The following is a 15,249-nucleotide window of genomic DNA, read 5'->3' on the forward strand; positions in this document are numbered from 1 at the left end:
GCAGGACAGTGCGCCAGCGCACCGGCAAAAACAGCTCGACTCAGACCCGCGCCAAGTCAGGCAAGTCGCCCGCCAGACCCAGCGCCTGACGCACAAACAGCGCCTTGGCCTCAGCCTGCCCGTCGACAAAATCGAGACCGACGTTGCGCAACCAGCGCACGGGCAACGGATCGGCCTGGAACAGCCGCTCGAAACCTTCCATCGCTGCCATCATCGCCAGGTTGTGCGGCATGCGCCGACGCTCGTAACGGCTGAGCACCTTCACATCACTCAGCTGTTCGCCGCGCTGCGCGGCATGCAACAGCACCTCGGCCAGTACGGCGACATCGAGAAAGCCCAGATTGACGCCCTGCCCGGCCAGCGGATGGATGCTGTGCGCAGCATCACCGATCAGCGCCAGGCCGTCTTCGACATAGCGCTTGGCGTGGCGTTGGCGCAGCGGAATGCAGACGCGCGGATCGGCCTGCAAAACCTCACCCAGGCGATGCTCGAAGGCAAAGCCCAGCGCACGCTGGAAACCGGCATCATCCAGGGCCATCAGTCGCTCGGCCTCGGTGGGCGTCACCGACCAGACAATCGAACACCAGTGCTCACCTTCAGGGCCAGTCAGCGGCAGGAAAGCCAGCGGACCGTCATCGGTAAAGCGCTGCCAGGCAGTGGCCTGGTGCGGCTTGCTGCAACGCACGCTGGTAACGATGGCGTGATGCAGGTAATCCCATTCGCGGGTGGCGCAACCGGCCAGACGGCGTACCGCTGAGTTGGCGCCGTCGGCGGCAATAATCAGCGGCGCACGCAGCTCGCGGCCATCGCTCAGGCTGAGCAACCAGCCATCACCGGAGCGGCGCAGCTGCTCAAGACGCGCCCCAGGCAACAGGCCAATCGGGCTGTCGTGCAGGCGCTCAAGCAGGGCATCCTGCACCACGCGGTTCTCGACGATATGGCCGAGCGCTTCGGCGTGCACACTGGCGGCGCTGAAATGGATCTGCCCGGTGCCCGAGCCATCCCATACCTGCATCTCGGCATAAGGGCAGGCGCGCCGTGCGGCGATGCCGTCCCACACACCCAGACGCTCAAGAATGCGCTGGCTGGCCACCGATAACGCACTGACGCGCGGCTCAAACGCCGAACCGGCGTCGAAGGGTTTGACACTCAGCGGGCTGCCATCCAGCAGGATGATGTCCAGCCCCTGATCCTGCAAGGCCAGCGCCAGGGCGCTGCCCACCATGCCAGCACCTACGATGATCAGATCCGCTTGCATCACATATTCCTTGTTCAAGCTGCCTGCCGAGCGCGCGGTTTCAGCCGCACATAAAGAGTCTTGTGCACCCGTGCCACTAGCGTGCCGCTGCCATCACGCACTTCCACATGCAGCTCAGGGTGGTACTTATCGCCATTTGCCGTGTGCTGACGGATGTCGTCGAGCAGGTGTTCATCAATGCTGAAATCGGCGTACACCGGGCCTTTACCGGGGGCGATAAAGTCGATGCGCGCGGCCTTGTCCCAGACAATAAAATCGCTCCCGAGGTTTTCCATGATCATCAGCATGAAAAACGGGTCAGTCATCGAATACAGGCTTCCGCCAAACTGGGTGCCGACATAGTTGCGGTTATACCAGCCCAGGCCCATTTTCACCTGCACCTGACGGAAGTCCGCGCTGATCTGCCGCACCCGCACGCCGGCGCCCAGGTAGGGCGGATACAGGTTCATCGCCCAGCGCAGCAGCCGCGCCTTGCGCGCCAGTTTGTTTGCCGACATGAGTCAATGCTCCGAACGGGTGCCAAGGCCCATGGCTTGGCGGGCGAACCAGCGTTTCGCCGGGGGTAATAGATCGAGGCCGAGCAGGCCGAGGTTGCGGCCGGCCGCCAGCAACGGCTGACCAGTACTGAACAGGCGGGTGACCTGGTCGGAAAAACCCACCGTCAACTGTTGATCCATCTGCTGACTGCTCAAGTAGCGCTGCAGGGTGGTCAGATCGCCCAAGGGCGCGTTGCTGGCCAGCAGGGTTTCGGCCAGCACCAGGGTGTCGCGCAGCGACAGGTTGTAGCCCTGCCCGGCAATCGGATGCAGGCTGTGCGCGGCGTTGCCGAGCACCACCAGATGCTGACGCACCTGCTCCTTGGCAGCCGTCAGCGCCAGCGGATACAGGTGCCGCGTACCGACCTGCCGCAAACTGCCCAGGCGATAACCGAAGGCCTGCTGCAACTCGGCGAGAAACGCCGCATCGTCCAGCGTCGACAGGCGTTCGGCTTCCTGCGTGGCACGGGTCCAGACCAGCGCGCAGCGGTTATCCGCCAGCGGCAGCAGGGCCATCGGCCCTTCTTCGGTAAAGCGCTCAAAGGCCAAGCCGTTATGCGCCTCTTGCGGGCTGACGTTGGCGATCAGCGCGCTCTGGCCATAAGGCGTGTGGCTGACGGCGATGCCCAGTTGCTCGCGCAGCCCGGAGCGGCCGCCTTCGGCGAGAATCGCCAGGCTGCATTCCAGCTCACTGCCGTCATCCAGGGTCAGGCGGTAGCCATCGGCCAGGGCCTGCATGCGCGTGACCTGGGCCGGGCTGCGCCAGCTCACCACCTGTTGATCCAGCGCCTGCCATAGGCACTCACCGAGCCAGGCGTTTTCCACCACGTAACCCAGCGCCGGCACGCCTTCTTCCTCGGCGCTCAGGCGTGCGGCAGCAAAGCGACCACGGTCGGAGACATGAATCTGTTTGATCGGCTCGGCGCGCTGGCTGATCTGCGGCCACAGGCCGAGGCGCTGGTAAATCTGCTGGGAACCGAACGACAGGGCGGTGGAGCGCGCGTCGTAGCTGGGCTGATAACCGCTACCCGGAGTGAAGGGTTCAATCAGGCAAATGCGCCAGCCGCGCTGCTTGGCCTCCGCCTGCAAGGCCACGGCCAGGCTCGCGCCGACCAGGCCACCGCCGATAATCGCAATGTCGACGCGTGACATGCGCTAGGCCGCCACGCTGCGGGCGGCAGCCATCAGCGCTTCAATCTCGGCGACGGTTTTCGGTACGCCGCCAGTGAGAATCTCGCAGCCGCTCTTGGTCACCACCACGTCGTCTTCGATGCGCACGCCAATACCGCGCCACTTCTTCGCCACGTCCTGATTGTCCACGGCGATATAGATGCCCGGCTCGACGGTCATGGCCATGCCGACTTCCAGCTCGCGCCATTCGCCGCCAACCTTGTACTCGCCGACATCATGCACATCCATGCCCAGCCAGTGGCCGGCGCGGTGCATATAGAAGGGTTTGTAGGCCTCAGTCGCGATCAGCTCGTCAACATCGCCACTGAGCAGGCCCAGTTCCACCAACCCGGCAGTGATGACCTGCACAGTGGCCTCGTGGGCTTGGTTCCAGTGTTTACCGGGGGCAATTTCCTTGAAAGCCGCCTCCTGCGCCGCCAGCACCAGCTCGTAGATCGCTTTCTGTTCTGGCGAAAACTTGCCGCTAACCGGGAAAGTGCGGGTGATGTCGCTGGCGTAGCAGTCGATCTCACAACCGGCGTCGATCAGCACCAGATCGCCGTCTTTCAGCGGCGCGTCATTCTCGCGGTAATGCAGGATGCAGGCGTTCTTGCCCGCCGCGACGATAGAACCGTAGGCCGGCATCTTCGCCCCACCCTTGCGGAACTCGTAATCCAGCTCAGCTTCCAGGTGGTACTCGAACAGGCCGGCACGGCTGGCCTGCATGGCCCGCACATGAGCGCGCGCACTGATCTCGGCGGCCTCTTTCATCACCTTGACCTCAGCTGCCGACTTGTACAGACGCAGATCATGCAGCAGGTGTTCGAGGGTGATGAATTCGTTCGGTGGCGTCGCGCCCTGGCGCGCCTTGGAGCGGATCACGTTGATCCACTCCATCAACTGGCGGTCGAACTCGTGATTGGTGCCCATGGAGGAATAAACCCGGTCACGCCCCTCGATCAGCCCCGGCAGGATGTCGTCGATATCGCCAATCGGGAACGCATCATCCGCACCATACTGGCTGATCGCGCCATCCTGGCCGGCGCGCAGGCCGTCCCACAATTCGCGCAGCGGATCGCGCTCACGGCAGAACAGCACGTACTCGCCATGCTCGCGCCCGGGAATCAGCGCAATCACCGCCTCCGGTTCGGGAAAGCCGGAGAGGTACTGGAAGTCGCTGTCCTGGCGGTAGATGTGCTCGACATCGCGGTTGCGGATATACACCGGCGCCGCCGGCAGAATCGCGATGCTGTTGGGTTCCATCTGCGCCATCAGCGCCTTGCGCCGACGGGCGTATTCCGACTTGGGGATGCTGATCATGGGCAGATTAAGTCCGGTTGCGGTTACAGGAAGATCAATGCAGCGACGGTTTTGCCGCGGCAGCCACTGGCTTGGCGCACTCGCTGAACAGCAGCAATGGCGCCACACGCAGGTATTCCATCACTTCCATGTAGTCATTCTCGCCATCATCGGACTCGTCCAGGGCGTTCTGCACCTGGGAAATCGCCGAGAGGTCCTGCAGCACTTCCATGGCTTCGGCGCTCAAAGCGCTGTCACCCGCCGTCAGGCCGAAGCCGCCGAGGAAGCCCTGACACCATTGTCCCAGCGCCACGGCCCGCTCGCTAAGCGGCGCATCGTCGCTGGGCAGCAACAGCACCACGGTCACATCATTGCTGGACAGCTCGCTCTTGACCATTTCCTGCAGGCCGATCAGCGCCTGGCGCACGGTGTCTTCGGGGGCAGCGCCGAGCAGCTCGGCGGCATCCACCAGCCAGGGGTCGATGTCAAAGCCGGCGCCAGCGCAGCTGCGACCGAGCAACAGGCCATGCAACTCGGCCGGGGAAACGGTGTGGCCGCTGCTGGCAAGCAGGGCGGCAAAAGCAGAATACGGGGAGTTCGAGGTAGGCATAGATAACTAGGCGCAACGCTGCGCAATCACTAGAATGGAGGCCCTGTATCCTAGCACCGGCAAGCGCGCCAAGACTATTCAAGGTGCTCGACGGAGCGCGCATGAGTTGAACGGTGGGTGAAGCGCATCAACCTCTGGCAGCGCAATCTGCCCCACACTGGCCACGCTACCGAACAACAGCGTCGTGCACTGCCCGGCACTGTCGAAGACGACTGAAAAACGCTATTTTCCGCTTGTCCGTCCCGCTCATATACCCGCGAGTAGAGAACCCATGGAAGACGCCGATCTGCATGCCCTCACGACCAAGCTGGACCTGCTTATCCAGCGCGTCGAGCAGCTCAAAGCGCAAAACCGACAGCTTCTGACGAGCGAAAAGGCCTGGCGCGAAGAACGCGCGCACTTAATTGAAAAGAACGAAATGGCCCGGCACAAGGTCGAATCCATGATTTCGCGCCTCAAAGCCCTGGAGCAGGATTAATGACCCAGTCGAATACCTTGACCGTCCAGATTCTGGACAAAGAATATTGCATCGCCTGCCCGAGCGATGAACGCAGCAATCTAGAAAGCGCCGCACGTTACCTGGACGGCAAGATGCGCGAGATTCGCTCAAGCGGAAAAGTCATCGGTGCCGACCGCGTTGCCGTGATGGCTGCCCTGAACATCACCCACGACCTGCTACACAAACAGCAACACCTTGATCAGCAGGCCGGCGCCAACCGCGAACAGGTACGCAGCCTGCTCAACCGGGTCGACAGCGCTCTGGCACGGGATGCCGATGAGCAAGGCAGCTGATTACGCGCAGACGCTTTCGGGTATACTGGCCACAGCTCCCTGGAGTGTGCGCCAGTTGGTGATGTCCCTGAGCCGATACGCACAAACCCGGGGGTTGCATGTTGAGGCCGGTGTGCATGTCCGCCTGACGGAAAGCCTTAACGCCTCCTGCAACCTCCACCTTGAACTTTCGGGTTCAAGGGCTAAACCGACAGCGGCACGTCGGGGAGTCATCCTTTCCAGCCTGTTGCCCAGCCGTGGCAACAGCGCCTGCTCAAACCCATGACCGATACCTCTGCACTGAGTCGCGCGCAACTGCGCAGGCACCTGCGTGCAAAGCGCCGCGCACTCGGCCGGCAGGCTCAACGCTGTGCTGCACGCGGGCTGTACCGGCAACTCGCCCAGCACCCGCTGTTTCGCCGCGCGACGCAGATTGCCCTGTACCTGCCCAATGATGGCGAGATCGATCCGCGTCCACTGCTGCGTGCGGCGCAGCAGCGCGGCAAGGCGACCTACCTGCCGGTGCTCAGCCCCTGGCCACGCAGCAAGATGGTGTTTCAGCGTATTCGCCCTGGCGAACGCTTGCAGAAAAACCGCTTCGGCATTGACGAGCCACGACGCAACCGCAAGCAGCAGCGCAAGGTCTGGACACTGGATCTGGTTTTATTGCCCCTGGTCGGTTTTGACCGCCACGGCGCGCGCCTGGGCATGGGCGGAGGGTTTTATGACCGCAGCCTGGCCTACCGCGCACTGCGCAAAAATTGGCACAAACCGACGTTATTGGGCCTGGCGCATGAGTGTCAGCAGGTCGAACGACTGAGCATGGCCAGTTGGGACGTGCCCTTGCAAGGCACTGTGACGGACAAGGCGTGGTATTGACGGAGTGAAGCGGTACCGCGCTCCCTGCGGTACATAACCGGTTTAGCCTGCCGCTTTGAGCTGCACCACCGGCGCAGGCTGGCGTTCCCACAGGCTCTGGGTGTAACCCGTGGTTACCACGCCCAGGCTGAATAGAATCACCAATACCCACAACACATCTGGTTTACGTTTCATTCAATGCCTCCCCCTTCAAGGCATAGCGCGCGGTGTTCCCGCAGCCATTATTGTTATAGATCCAGCAACGGCGGCCATCCGCACCGTCAAACAGGTAAAACCCAGCGTGACGGAGAGTTTGCGGCAAGCCCATGCCCGTTAACGGACTGACCCACAGGAGCAAAGTTCATGCCTTATTGGCTAATGAAGTCAGAACCCGACGAATTATCCATCCACGACCTGCAACGGCTGGAGCAAGCACGCTGGGATGGGGTGCGCAATTACCAGGCGCGTAACTTCGTGCGCAGCATGCAGCCGGGCGATCTGTTCTTTTTCTACCATTCCAGCTGCCCGGAACCGGGCATTGCCGGGATCGCCCGCATCGTCTCGGCGCACTACCCCGACCCAACGGCCCTGGAGCCTGACAGCCATTACTTCGACGCCAAGGCCAGCGCCGCCAAGAATCCCTGGAGCGCTATCGATGTGGCTTTTGTCGAGGCCTTCAAACGAGTTATCCCGCTGGCCCAGTTGAAAGCCCAGAGCGCCCTGCTGGAACTGCCGCTGGTGCAGAAAGGCAGTCGCCTGTCGGTAATGCCGGTTGGGGCTGAGGAATGGGCTGCCGTTCTCGCGTTGCGCTGAAACAGCGCAACGCAGACTCACTGAATAATCAGATTGTTGAACAGTAAATCTTCCACCAGCGGCTTGCCTTCTTCCTGGGTGAGGATTTCCTGCACCTGTTTAAGGGCCTCGGCGCGTAGCGTTTCACGGGCACCGGGCGCGGCCATGGCCTGCTCGGTTTGCTGCGAGAACAGCATGACCAGCTGATTACGGATCAGCGGCTCATGGTGTTTGACCTTGGCTTCTACGTCCGCGCCGGTGACCCGCAGGGACAGGTCCGCCTTATAGAACTTGAGCTTGGGGCCCTCACCGAAGTTACCCACCAGTGCCGGCACCAGCGTGACATAGGACACCACGGGGGCCGCCCCCTCCTTGGCTTCCTTGTCTTCCGAAGCCTGCGCCGTCAGGGGCAGGGACAGGGCCAACAGCAATGCGATCCAGGCTTTCACAGGCGTGTATTCCTCAAGAGTTCAGTCTCTAGCATAGCCACACTCAGGCAGCGGCCCAAGCCCCAGGCTTATGCATGGCTATCAGGCACAGCCATGCTCGTTGACCGTGGCGCCCTCACACCTACACTGCATGGCCATCAACCGCAGAGGAAAAGCCCGATGAAAGCCGTGCTGTGCAAAGCCTTCGGCCCCGCCGAAACCCTGGTACTGGAAGAAATCGCCAGCCCCGAAGCGAAGAAGAACGAAGTGCTGCTCGAAGTCCATTCGGCCGGGGTCAACTTCCCCGACACCCTGATTATCGAAGGCAAGTATCAGTTCAAACCGCCCTTCCCGTTCTCGCCGGGTGGCGAAGCAGCCGGCGTGGTCACCGCCGTCGGTGAAAAAGTCAGCCACCTGAAGGTCGGCGACCGGGTGATGGCCCTGACCGGCTGGGGCAGCTTTGCCGAAGAAGTGGCAGTGCCCGGCTACAACGTTATGCCAATCCCGGCGAGCATGGATTTTGCCAGCGCCGCCGCCTTCGGCATGACCTACGGCACCTCGATGCATGCCCTCAAACAGCGCGCCAACCTGCAACCGGGGGAAACCCTGCTGGTGCTCGGCGCATCCGGTGGTGTCGGCCTGGCGGCTGTGGAAATCGGCAAAGCCATGGGCGCCAAGGTGATCGCCGCAGCCAGCAGCGCGGAGAAACTCGAAGTGGCCAAGGCCGCAGGCGCTGACGAACTGATCAACTACAGCGAAAGCAGCCTGAAGGACGAAGTGAAGCGCCTGACCAGTGGCCAGGGCGCCGACGTGATCTATGACCCGGTGGGCGGCGACCTGTTCGACGCGGCCATCCGCTCCATCGCCTGGAATGGCCGTCTGCTGGTGGTGGGCTTTGCCAGCGGACGCATCCCCGAACTGCCGGTCAACCTGACCCTGCTCAAGGGCGCGGCCGTAGTCGGCGTATTCTGGGGCGCGTTCGCCCAGCGTCAGCCGCAGGACAACGCCGCCAACTTCCAGCAGCTGTTTGCCTGGCACGCCGAAGGCAAGCTCAAGCCGCTGGTGTCGCAAACCTTCCCGCTGGCCCAGGCGGGCGAGGCGATCAACACCCTCGGCCAGCGCAAGGCAGTGGGCAAAGTCGTCGTCAGCGTGCGCTAAACCCAACACGCAGCAAAAGGCCGCCCATCAGGCGGCCTTTTTTATGCGAGGGACTCAGCCACGCGGCGCGTAGGCGAATACATCCGCACGCATCTGATGAGCATCCATCCCGGCCTCCACCAGCGCATCGAGCGTGGCGTAAACCATGGCCGGTGAACCACTGGCGTAGACGTGCAGCGATTTGAGGTCGGCGAAGTCTTCGCGCACCGCCTCATGCAACAGACCACAACGCCCCTGCCAACCGCACTGATCACTGACCACCTGATGCAGGAACAGGTTGGGCACCTGTTGCCACTGTGCCCAGTGCTCCAGCTCGTAGAAGTCGTCCGGACGACGTGCGCCCCAGTACAGGTGCACCGGATGGGCAAAGCCGGCGGCGCGGCAGTGTTCGATCAGGCTGTGCATCTGCGCCATGCCGGTACCGGCAGCGATCAGCACCAGCGGGCCATTCGGCAGCTCGGCCAAGTGAGTATCGCCAAACGGCAGCTTTACCCGCACCAAGCCGCTGCGGCGCAGCTGGGCAATCAGCGCCACCGTGGCCTCATCGCGGGCCAGTACATGCAACTCCAGCTCACGCCCACGATGCGGGGCAGAGGCCAGGGAGAAGGCCGCGTAATCGTCGCCATCACGTTGTAGCAGCAGGTATTGCCCGGCGTGGTAACGCGGCGCTTTGCCAGCCGGCGCTTGCAGGCGCAAACGGAACACATCGCCACCCTGCTCGTCACAGCTGACGACCTGGCAGGCCAGTTCACGCACCGGCAGCTCGCCCGGTGCAAGCACGCCGTCCCAGTGCAGCACACAGTCCTGCAGCGGCTCAGCCAAGCAGGTGAACAGCTCGCCCTGACTCAGCTCGACCCCGCCCTGCTGCACACGGCCTTCAACCAGCAGCGCCGCACAGATATGGCAGTTGCCATTGCGACAACTCTGCGGGCAGTCGTAGCCCAACCGCCGCGCCGCATCGAGAATGCGCTCGCGCGGCTGCACGTCCAGCACAGCACCCGAAGGGTTCAGGGTGACTTTCATCAATCGATTCCCAGCTCAGACCACAGCGCATCGACGCGCTGCTTGACCGCGTCATCCTGAACGATAGTCCGGCCCCACTCGCGGGTGGTCTCACCCGGCCATTTGTGGGTGGCGTCCAGCCCCATCTTCGAGCCCAGACCGGAAATCGGCGAAGCGAAGTCGAGGTAGTCGATCGGCGTGTTGTCGATCATCACCGTGTCGCGCTTGGGGTCCATGCGCGTGGTAATCGCCCAGATCACGTCATTCCAGTCCCGTGCGTTGATATCGTCGTCGGTGACGATAACGAACTTGGTGTACATGAACTGTCGCAGGAACGACCACACACCGAGCATTACGCGCTTGGCGTGGCCGGGGTACTGTTTCTTCATGGTCACCACCGCCATGCGGTAGGAACAGCCTTCCGGCGGCAGATAGAAGTCGGTGATCTCCGGGAACTGCTTCTGCAGGATCGGCACGAACACCTCGTTCAGCGCCACGCCGAGGATCGCTGGCTCATCCGGCGGCCGTCCGGTGTAGGTGCTGTGGTAGATCGGATCACGCCGACGGGTGATGCGCTCGACGGTGAACACCGGGAAGGTGTCGACCTCGTTGTAGTAGCCGGTGTGGTCGCCGTAGGGGCCTTCCGGCGCGGTTTCGCCCGGATGGATCACGCCCTCGAGGACGATTTCAGCGCTGGCCGGCACCTGCAGGTCACTGCCACGGGCTTTGATCAGCTCGGTGCGATGACCACGCAGCAAACCGGCGAAGGCGTATTCGGACAGGGTATCGGGCACTGGTGTTACGGCGCCGAGAATGGTCGCCGGATCGGCACCCAGCGCGACGCAAACCGGGTAGGGCTTGTCCGGGTGCTTCTGGCACCACTCACGGTAGTCCAGCGCACCGCCACGGTGGCTGAGCCAGCGCATGATCACCTTGTTGCGACCAATCACCTGCTGGCGGTAGATACCGAGGTTCTGGCGTTCTTTGTTCGGGCCTTTGGTAATGGTCAGGCCCCAAGTGATCAGCGGTGCCACATCGCCCGGCCAGCAGGTCTGCACCGGCAGCTTGCTCAGGTCGACGTCCTCGCCTTCCTCGATCACTTCCTGGCAGGGCGCGTCCTTGACCACCTTGGGCGCCATGGCAATGACCTTCTTGAAGATCGGCAGCTTGCTCCAGGCATCCTTGAGACCCTTGGGTGGCTCAGGCTCCTTGAGAAAGGCCAGTAACTTACCGATCTCGCGCAACTCGGACACCTCTTCGGCGCCCATGCCCAGCGCCACGCGCTTGGGCGTGCCAAACAGGTTGCCGAGCACCGGCACATCGAAGCCAGTGGGCTTTTCGAACAGCAGCGCCGGGCCGCCCTTGCGCAGGGTGCGGTCGCAGATTTCGGTCATGTCCAGAACCGGCGATACCGGGGTCTGGATGCGCTTGAGTTCGCCACGCTTTTCCAGTTCACGGATAAAGTCGCGCAGGTCGCGATACTGCATGCTGAAGCCTCGTGTCGGACAGGCAAGAGTCGGCCGCAAAGTTTAGCGCCGAAGTCAGGCTTTCAGAAGGGAAAGCCAATACCCAGGAACACAAAAGCCGGGCTTACCCGGCTTTTGTAGGTGCGTATGTTTAGGATCGTAGCGAGCGAAGGTCAGGCAAGGCAAAAACAGGCGAAGAAGCGGAGTGTACTTTTGTACATGAGCATTCTGAGTCTGTTTTTAACGCAGCATCACCGATGCGCAGTAGATCCTCTTACTTACGCTTCATCGACTGGAAGAACTCGTCGTTGGTCTTGGTCGCTTTCAGCTTGTCGGTGAGGAATTCGATGGCGGCAATCTCATCCATCGGGTGCAGCAGCTTGCGCAGAATCCACATGCGCTGCAGTTCGTCATCGGCAGTCAGCAACTCTTCGCGACGAGTACCGGCGCGGTTGATGTTGATCGCGGGGAACACACGCTTCTCGGCAATACGACGGTCCAGCGGCAGCTCCATGTTGCCGGTGCCTTTGAACTCTTCGTAGATCACTTCATCCATCTTCGAGCCGGTTTCCACCAGCGCGGTGGCGATGATGGTCAGCGAGCCGCCTTCTTCAATGTTACGCGCAGCGCCGAAGAAGCGTTTCGGCTTCTCCAGGGCGTGGGCGTCAACACCACCGGTGAGCACCTTGCCGGAGCTTGGGATCACGGTGTTGTAGGCGCGCGCCAGACGGGTGATGGAGTCGAGCAGAATGACCACATCCTTCTTGTGCTCGACCAGGCGCTTGGCCTTCTCGATGACCATTTCAGCAACCTGCACGTGACGGGTCGGCGGCTCGTCGAAGGTCGAGGCGACCACTTCGCCGCGCACGGTGCGCTGCATTTCGGTCACTTCTTCCGGGCGCTCGTCGATCAGCAGGACGATCAGGTGGCACTCGGGGTTGTTACGCGCGATGTTCGCCGCGATGTTCTGCAACATGATGGTCTTACCGGCTTTTGGCGGTGCGACGATCAGGCCGCGCTGGCCCTTGCCAATCGGTGCGCAGAGGTCGATCACCCGGCCGGTGATGTCCTCGGTGGAGCCGTTACCGGCTTCCATGACCAGGCGCTTGTTGGGGAACAGCGGCGTCAGGTTTTCGAACAGAATCTTGTTCTTGGCGTTTTCCGGACGGTCGTAGTTGATCGTGTCGACCTTGAGCAGGGCGAAGTAACGCTCGCCTTCTTTCGGCGGGCGGATCTTGCCAACGATGGTGTCGCCGGTACGCAGGTTGAAGCGGCGGATCTGGCTCGGCGAGACGTAGATGTCATCGGGGCCAGCGAGGTACGAGGCATCCGCAGAGCGGAGAAAGCCGAAACCGTCCTGGAGAATCTCCAGCACGCCATCACCGGAGATTTCCTCACCGCTTTTTGCGTGTTTTTTCAACAGCGAGAAAATGACGTCCTGCTTGCGCGAACGGGCCATGTTTTCCAGGCCCAGCTGTTCGGCGAGTTCCAGCAGTTCGGTGATCGGCTTTTGCTTGAGTTCGGTCAGATTCATAGGAATGACGTAATCATGAAGGAGGGGAAATAAGCTGTTCAGCTTGGGAGGCCGTGCCGCTGGGAAGGCGACTTGATCGCCTGCTTGTATATCGAAAGATTCGAATAGGAATGCGTCGGCGACGGCTTGCAGGGGGCTGCATAGGAAATGCAGCGAGGCCGAATGTAACACCGGCTTTATTCATACGTCTAGCGCCCGGACAGAAAAAAGCCCCGCGATTGGCGGGGCTTTTAGCGCACGATACGACTTAGATATTGCTGTCGAGGAAGGCCGCCAGCTGCGACTTGGACAGCGCGCCAACCTTGGTGGCTTCAACGTTGCCGTTCTTGAACAGCATCAGGGTCGGGATGCCACGCACACCGAATTTCGGCGGGGTATCCTGGTTTTCGTCGATGTTCAGCTTGCAGACTTTCAGTTTGCCCTGATAGGTCTGGGCGATCTCATCGAGCACCGGCGCGATCATTTTGCACGGGCCGCACCACTCAGCCCAGTAGTCGACCAGCACCGGCCCTTCGGCCTGCAGAACATCCTGGTCGAAGCTGGCATCGCTGACGTTGGTGATGAATTCGCTCATGGAAAGTCTCCGTGTTCGGAAGCAAAAGATGGCCGACATCATAGCCCGGCTTTCCCTACACAGGAAGGCAGCAGCAATTGAGCTTATCTATGGCATGCCTGCAAAACGGTCGCGCCTGCGCCGCTGTCACAATTTATTCAGACAGCCGGCAAGCTCTGCGCCGCTGCTGTATGCGCCCGGCAATAGCGACCAGGTAACAGGCCTGCGACATCAGTATGCGTTGGCGGGGCTAGGCTATCGTGGCACGATGACGCGGTTACGCATTGAGATGGTTCTGTCATGCCGCATACCCCTGCCGAGTCTTTTCCCTTGATTGCAGCTATCGACCTGGGCTCCAACAGCTTCCATATGGTGCTGGCCAAAGCCGACCATGGCGAGATCCGCATCCTCGAGCGCCTCGGCGATAAGGTGCAGCTGGCAGCCGGCATCGATGAACAGCGATTGCTCAGTGAAGAGGCCATGCAGCGTGGCCTTGACTGCCTGCGCCGCTTCGCCCAGCTGACCGCCAGCCTGCCGGAAGGCGCCGTGCGCGTGGTGGGCACCAACGCCCTGCGTGAAGCACGTAACCGCAGCGAATTTATTCGCCGTGCCGAGGAAATTCTCGGCCATCCTGTGGAAGTCATATCCGGCCGTGAAGAAGCGCGACTGATCTACCTCGGCGTGTCGCACAGCATTTCCGATACCCCCGGCAAACGCCTGGTCACCGACATCGGTGGCGGCAGCACCGAATTCATCATCGGCCAGCGTTTCGAACCGCTGCTGCGCGAAAGCCTGCAGATGGGCTGCGTGAGCTTCACTCAACGGTTCTTCAAGGACGGCAAGATCACCCCAGCGCGCTATGCCCAGGCCTACACCGCCGCACGCCTGGAAATCATGGGCATCGAGCACGCCCTGCGACGCCTGGGCTGGGAAGATGCCGTTGGCGCGTCCGGCACCATCAAGGCCATTGGTTTAGCCATTCAGGCTGCCGGGCTGGGCTCGGGCGAGGTCAACACCCAGGGCCTGGCCTGGCTCAAGCGCAAGATGTTCAAGATCGGCGAGGCGGAAAAGCTCGACCTCGACGGCATCAAGCCTGATCGCCGGGGCATTTTCCCTGCCGGGCTGGCGATTCTTGAAGCCATCTTCGATGCCTGTGATATCCAGCGCATGAGCCATTCCGAGGGTGCACTGCGCGAAGGCGTGCTGTATGACCTGCTGGGCCGCCATCAGCATGAAGACGTGCGTGAACGCACCCTGACTTCGCTGATGGAGCGCTATCACGTCGACCTGGAGCAGGCCGCGCGTGTCGAAAGCAAGGCGCTCTCGGCGCTGGAGAAGGTGGCCAAAGATTGGCAACTGGAAGATGACTGGCACCGCGAGCTGCTCAGCTGGGCGGCCAAGGTGCATGAAGTAGGCCTGGACATCGCCCACTACCAGTACCACAAGCATGGCGCTTACCTGGTCGAGCACTCGGATCTGTCCGGCTTCTCGCGCCAGGATCAGCAGATGCTCGCGCTTTTGGTGCGCGGCCACCGACGCAATATCCCCAAGGACAAATTTGCCGAGTTCGGCGCCGAAGGCATCAAGCTGATCCGCCTGTGCGTACTGCTGCGTTTTGCCATCCTGTTCCACCACATCCGTGGCACTCAGGAAATGCCCAACGTGCAGCTCAAGGCGGCTGAACAGCGTCTGGAGATTCAGTTTCCCGCAGGCTGGCTGGAGAACAACCCACTGACCCAGGCCGACTTCACCCAGGAAGCCGAGTGGCTCAAGCGCATCGCGATCGAACTGGTCGTAAGCTAACCCTTCCCACC

17 protein-coding genes and 1 other RNA gene are annotated in these 15,249 nt (G+C 61.8%); 7 read left to right on the forward strand and 11 right to left on the reverse strand.

Going from position 1 to position 15,249, the window contains the following annotated elements; translation table 11 throughout:
- Positions 1–40: 40 nt before the first annotated feature.
- Genes ACSQ17_RS09515 through ACSQ17_RS09535 form a run of 5 tightly spaced genes read right to left on the reverse strand, consistent with a single transcriptional unit; the run spans position 41 to position 4,873 of the window.
- Positions 41–1,258, reverse strand: coding sequence for a 2-octaprenyl-3-methyl-6-methoxy-1,4-benzoquinol hydroxylase (locus ACSQ17_RS09515; protein WP_436068396.1), 1,218 nt, complete (start codon positions 1,256–1,258; stop codon positions 41–43).
- A 14-nt stretch (positions 1,259–1,272) separates the two neighbouring features.
- Positions 1,273–1,755 carry a DUF4442 domain-containing protein gene (locus ACSQ17_RS09520; RefSeq protein ID WP_233685501.1) on the reverse strand — a complete coding sequence of 161 codons (483 nt, stop codon included), beginning with the start codon at positions 1,753–1,755 and terminating at the stop codon, positions 1,273–1,275.
- Positions 1,756–1,758: 3 nt separating this feature from the next.
- Positions 1,759–2,946, reverse strand: a complete 1,188-nt coding sequence (gene ubiH / locus ACSQ17_RS09525; RefSeq protein ID WP_436068397.1) for a 2-octaprenyl-6-methoxyphenyl hydroxylase — start codon at positions 2,944–2,946, stop codon at positions 1,759–1,761.
- 3 nt (positions 2,947–2,949) lie between these two features.
- Positions 2,950–4,284, reverse strand: coding sequence for a Xaa-Pro aminopeptidase (pepP, locus tag ACSQ17_RS09530; RefSeq protein ID WP_436068398.1), 1,335 nt, complete (start codon positions 4,282–4,284; stop codon positions 2,950–2,952).
- 34 nt (positions 4,285–4,318) lie between these two features.
- Positions 4,319–4,873, reverse strand: coding sequence for a YecA family protein (locus ACSQ17_RS09535; RefSeq protein ID WP_436068399.1), 555 nt, complete (start codon positions 4,871–4,873; stop codon positions 4,319–4,321).
- A gap of 271 nt (positions 4,874–5,144) precedes the next feature.
- Between ACSQ17_RS09535 and ACSQ17_RS09540 the strand changes: the two genes are divergently transcribed.
- From ACSQ17_RS09540 to ACSQ17_RS09555, 4 genes are all read left to right on the forward strand, one after another.
- Positions 5,145–5,351, forward strand: a complete 207-nt coding sequence (locus ACSQ17_RS09540; RefSeq protein ID WP_233685505.1) for a TIGR02449 family protein — start codon at positions 5,145–5,147, stop codon at positions 5,349–5,351.
- A complete protein-coding gene (locus ACSQ17_RS09545) occupies positions 5,351–5,665 on the forward strand; it encodes a cell division protein ZapA (RefSeq protein ID WP_233685506.1) in 315 nt (104 codons plus the stop codon). Before ACSQ17_RS09540 ends, ACSQ17_RS09545 begins: the two co-directional genes overlap by 1 nt.
- 33 nt (positions 5,666–5,698) lie before the next feature.
- A non-coding RNA gene (gene ssrS, locus ACSQ17_RS09550) (6S RNA) lies at positions 5,699–5,877 on the forward strand.
- A gap of 49 nt (positions 5,878–5,926) precedes the next feature.
- Positions 5,927–6,523, forward strand: a complete 597-nt coding sequence (locus ACSQ17_RS09555; protein ID WP_436068400.1) for a 5-formyltetrahydrofolate cyclo-ligase — start codon at positions 5,927–5,929, stop codon at positions 6,521–6,523.
- Between the two features lie 42 nt (positions 6,524–6,565).
- Here the strand turns inward: ACSQ17_RS09555 and ACSQ17_RS09560 are convergent, their stop codons facing one another.
- Positions 6,566–6,697, reverse strand: coding sequence for a hypothetical protein (locus ACSQ17_RS09560; protein ID WP_257778974.1), 132 nt, complete (start codon positions 6,695–6,697; stop codon positions 6,566–6,568).
- Between the two features lie 168 nt (positions 6,698–6,865).
- Here ACSQ17_RS09560 and ACSQ17_RS09565 point away from each other — a divergent pair, with 168 nt between their 5' ends.
- On the forward strand, positions 6,866–7,315 hold the full coding sequence (locus ACSQ17_RS09565) for an EVE domain-containing protein (protein ID WP_233685508.1): 450 nt from the start codon (positions 6,866–6,868) through the stop codon (positions 7,313–7,315).
- A 17-nt stretch (positions 7,316–7,332) separates the two neighbouring features.
- On the opposite strand, the gene ACSQ17_RS09570 is transcribed toward ACSQ17_RS09565, so the two are convergent.
- Positions 7,333–7,743: a flagellar basal body-associated protein FliL gene (locus ACSQ17_RS09570; protein ID WP_233685509.1), complete on the reverse strand. Its 411-nt coding sequence runs from the start codon at positions 7,741–7,743 to the stop codon at positions 7,333–7,335.
- Between the two features lie 159 nt (positions 7,744–7,902).
- Here ACSQ17_RS09570 and ACSQ17_RS09575 point away from each other — a divergent pair, with 159 nt between their 5' ends.
- Positions 7,903–8,880 carry an NADPH:quinone oxidoreductase family protein gene (locus ACSQ17_RS09575; protein ID WP_436068401.1) on the forward strand — a complete coding sequence of 326 codons (978 nt, stop codon included), beginning with the start codon at positions 7,903–7,905 and terminating at the stop codon, positions 8,878–8,880.
- 54 nt (positions 8,881–8,934) lie between these two features.
- On the opposite strand, the gene ACSQ17_RS09580 is transcribed toward ACSQ17_RS09575, so the two are convergent.
- The 4 genes from ACSQ17_RS09580 to trxA form a co-directional block, all read right to left on the reverse strand.
- Positions 8,935–9,903 carry a CDP-6-deoxy-delta-3,4-glucoseen reductase gene (locus ACSQ17_RS09580; RefSeq protein ID WP_436068402.1) on the reverse strand — a complete coding sequence of 323 codons (969 nt, stop codon included), beginning with the start codon at positions 9,901–9,903 and terminating at the stop codon, positions 8,935–8,937.
- Complete coding sequence (gene ubiD / locus ACSQ17_RS09585) at positions 9,903–11,369, reverse strand: 4-hydroxy-3-polyprenylbenzoate decarboxylase (protein ID WP_436068403.1); 1,467 nt, start codon at positions 11,367–11,369, stop codon at positions 9,903–9,905. Before ubiD ends, ACSQ17_RS09580 begins: the two co-directional genes overlap by 1 nt.
- 253 nt (positions 11,370–11,622) lie before the next feature.
- Positions 11,623–12,882 (reverse strand): transcription termination factor Rho, encoded by a 1,260-nt coding sequence (rho, locus tag ACSQ17_RS09590; RefSeq protein WP_436068404.1) that lies wholly within the window; start codon positions 12,880–12,882, stop codon positions 11,623–11,625.
- A 247-nt stretch (positions 12,883–13,129) separates the two neighbouring features.
- Positions 13,130–13,456 (reverse strand): thioredoxin TrxA, encoded by a 327-nt coding sequence (gene trxA, locus ACSQ17_RS09595; protein WP_090241426.1) that lies wholly within the window; start codon positions 13,454–13,456, stop codon positions 13,130–13,132.
- A gap of 279 nt (positions 13,457–13,735) precedes the next feature.
- On the opposite strand from trxA, the gene ppx reads away from it, so the two are divergent.
- Positions 13,736–15,238 carry an exopolyphosphatase gene (ppx, locus tag ACSQ17_RS09600; protein ID WP_436068405.1) on the forward strand — a complete coding sequence of 501 codons (1,503 nt, stop codon included), beginning with the start codon at positions 13,736–13,738 and terminating at the stop codon, positions 15,236–15,238.
- Positions 15,239–15,249 lie beyond the last annotated feature (11 nt).

This window comes from Pseudomonas sp. LjRoot71, from assembly GCF_964253255.1.
Classification (GTDB): domain Bacteria; phylum Pseudomonadota; class Gammaproteobacteria; order Pseudomonadales; family Pseudomonadaceae; genus Aquipseudomonas.

What these genes read in the sequence shown, in the direction of transcription:
- ACSQ17_RS09520 (WP_233685501.1), bottom strand. Translation starts at nt 1,755, where the DNA reads ATGTCGGCAAACAAACTGGCGCGCAAGGCGCGGCTGCTGCGCTGGGCG.
- ACSQ17_RS09535 (WP_436068399.1), bottom strand. Translation starts at nt 4,873, where the DNA reads ATGCCTACCTCGAACTCCCCGTATTCTGCTTTTGCCGCCCTGCTTGCC.
- ACSQ17_RS09540 (WP_233685505.1), top strand. Translation starts at nt 5,145, where the DNA reads ATGGAAGACGCCGATCTGCATGCCCTCACGACCAAGCTGGACCTGCTT.
- pepP (WP_436068398.1), bottom strand. Translation starts at nt 4,284, where the DNA reads ATGATCAGCATCCCCAAGTCGGAATACGCCCGTCGGCGCAAGGCGCTG.
- ACSQ17_RS09560 (WP_257778974.1), bottom strand. Translation starts at nt 6,697, where the DNA reads ATGAAACGTAAACCAGATGTGTTGTGGGTATTGGTGATTCTATTCAGC.
- ACSQ17_RS09555 (WP_436068400.1), top strand. Translation starts at nt 5,927, where the DNA reads ATGACCGATACCTCTGCACTGAGTCGCGCGCAACTGCGCAGGCACCTG.
- ACSQ17_RS09580 (WP_436068402.1), bottom strand. Translation starts at nt 9,903, where the DNA reads ATGAAAGTCACCCTGAACCCTTCGGGTGCTGTGCTGGACGTGCAGCCG.
- ACSQ17_RS09545 (WP_233685506.1), top strand. Translation starts at nt 5,351, where the DNA reads ATGACCCAGTCGAATACCTTGACCGTCCAGATTCTGGACAAAGAATAT.
- ACSQ17_RS09565 (WP_233685508.1), top strand. Translation starts at nt 6,866, where the DNA reads ATGCCTTATTGGCTAATGAAGTCAGAACCCGACGAATTATCCATCCAC.
- ppx (WP_436068405.1), top strand. Translation starts at nt 13,736, where the DNA reads ATGCCGCATACCCCTGCCGAGTCTTTTCCCTTGATTGCAGCTATCGAC.
- ACSQ17_RS09575 (WP_436068401.1), top strand. Translation starts at nt 7,903, where the DNA reads ATGAAAGCCGTGCTGTGCAAAGCCTTCGGCCCCGCCGAAACCCTGGTA.
- ubiH (WP_436068397.1), bottom strand. Translation starts at nt 2,946, where the DNA reads ATGTCACGCGTCGACATTGCGATTATCGGCGGTGGCCTGGTCGGCGCG.
- trxA (WP_090241426.1), bottom strand. Translation starts at nt 13,456, where the DNA reads ATGAGCGAATTCATCACCAACGTCAGCGATGCCAGCTTCGACCAGGAT.
- rho (WP_436068404.1), bottom strand. Translation starts at nt 12,882, where the DNA reads ATGAATCTGACCGAACTCAAGCAAAAGCCGATCACCGAACTGCTGGAA.
- ubiD (WP_436068403.1), bottom strand. Translation starts at nt 11,369, where the DNA reads ATGCAGTATCGCGACCTGCGCGACTTTATCCGTGAACTGGAAAAGCGT.
- ACSQ17_RS09515 (WP_436068396.1), bottom strand. Translation starts at nt 1,258, where the DNA reads ATGCAAGCGGATCTGATCATCGTAGGTGCTGGCATGGTGGGCAGCGCC.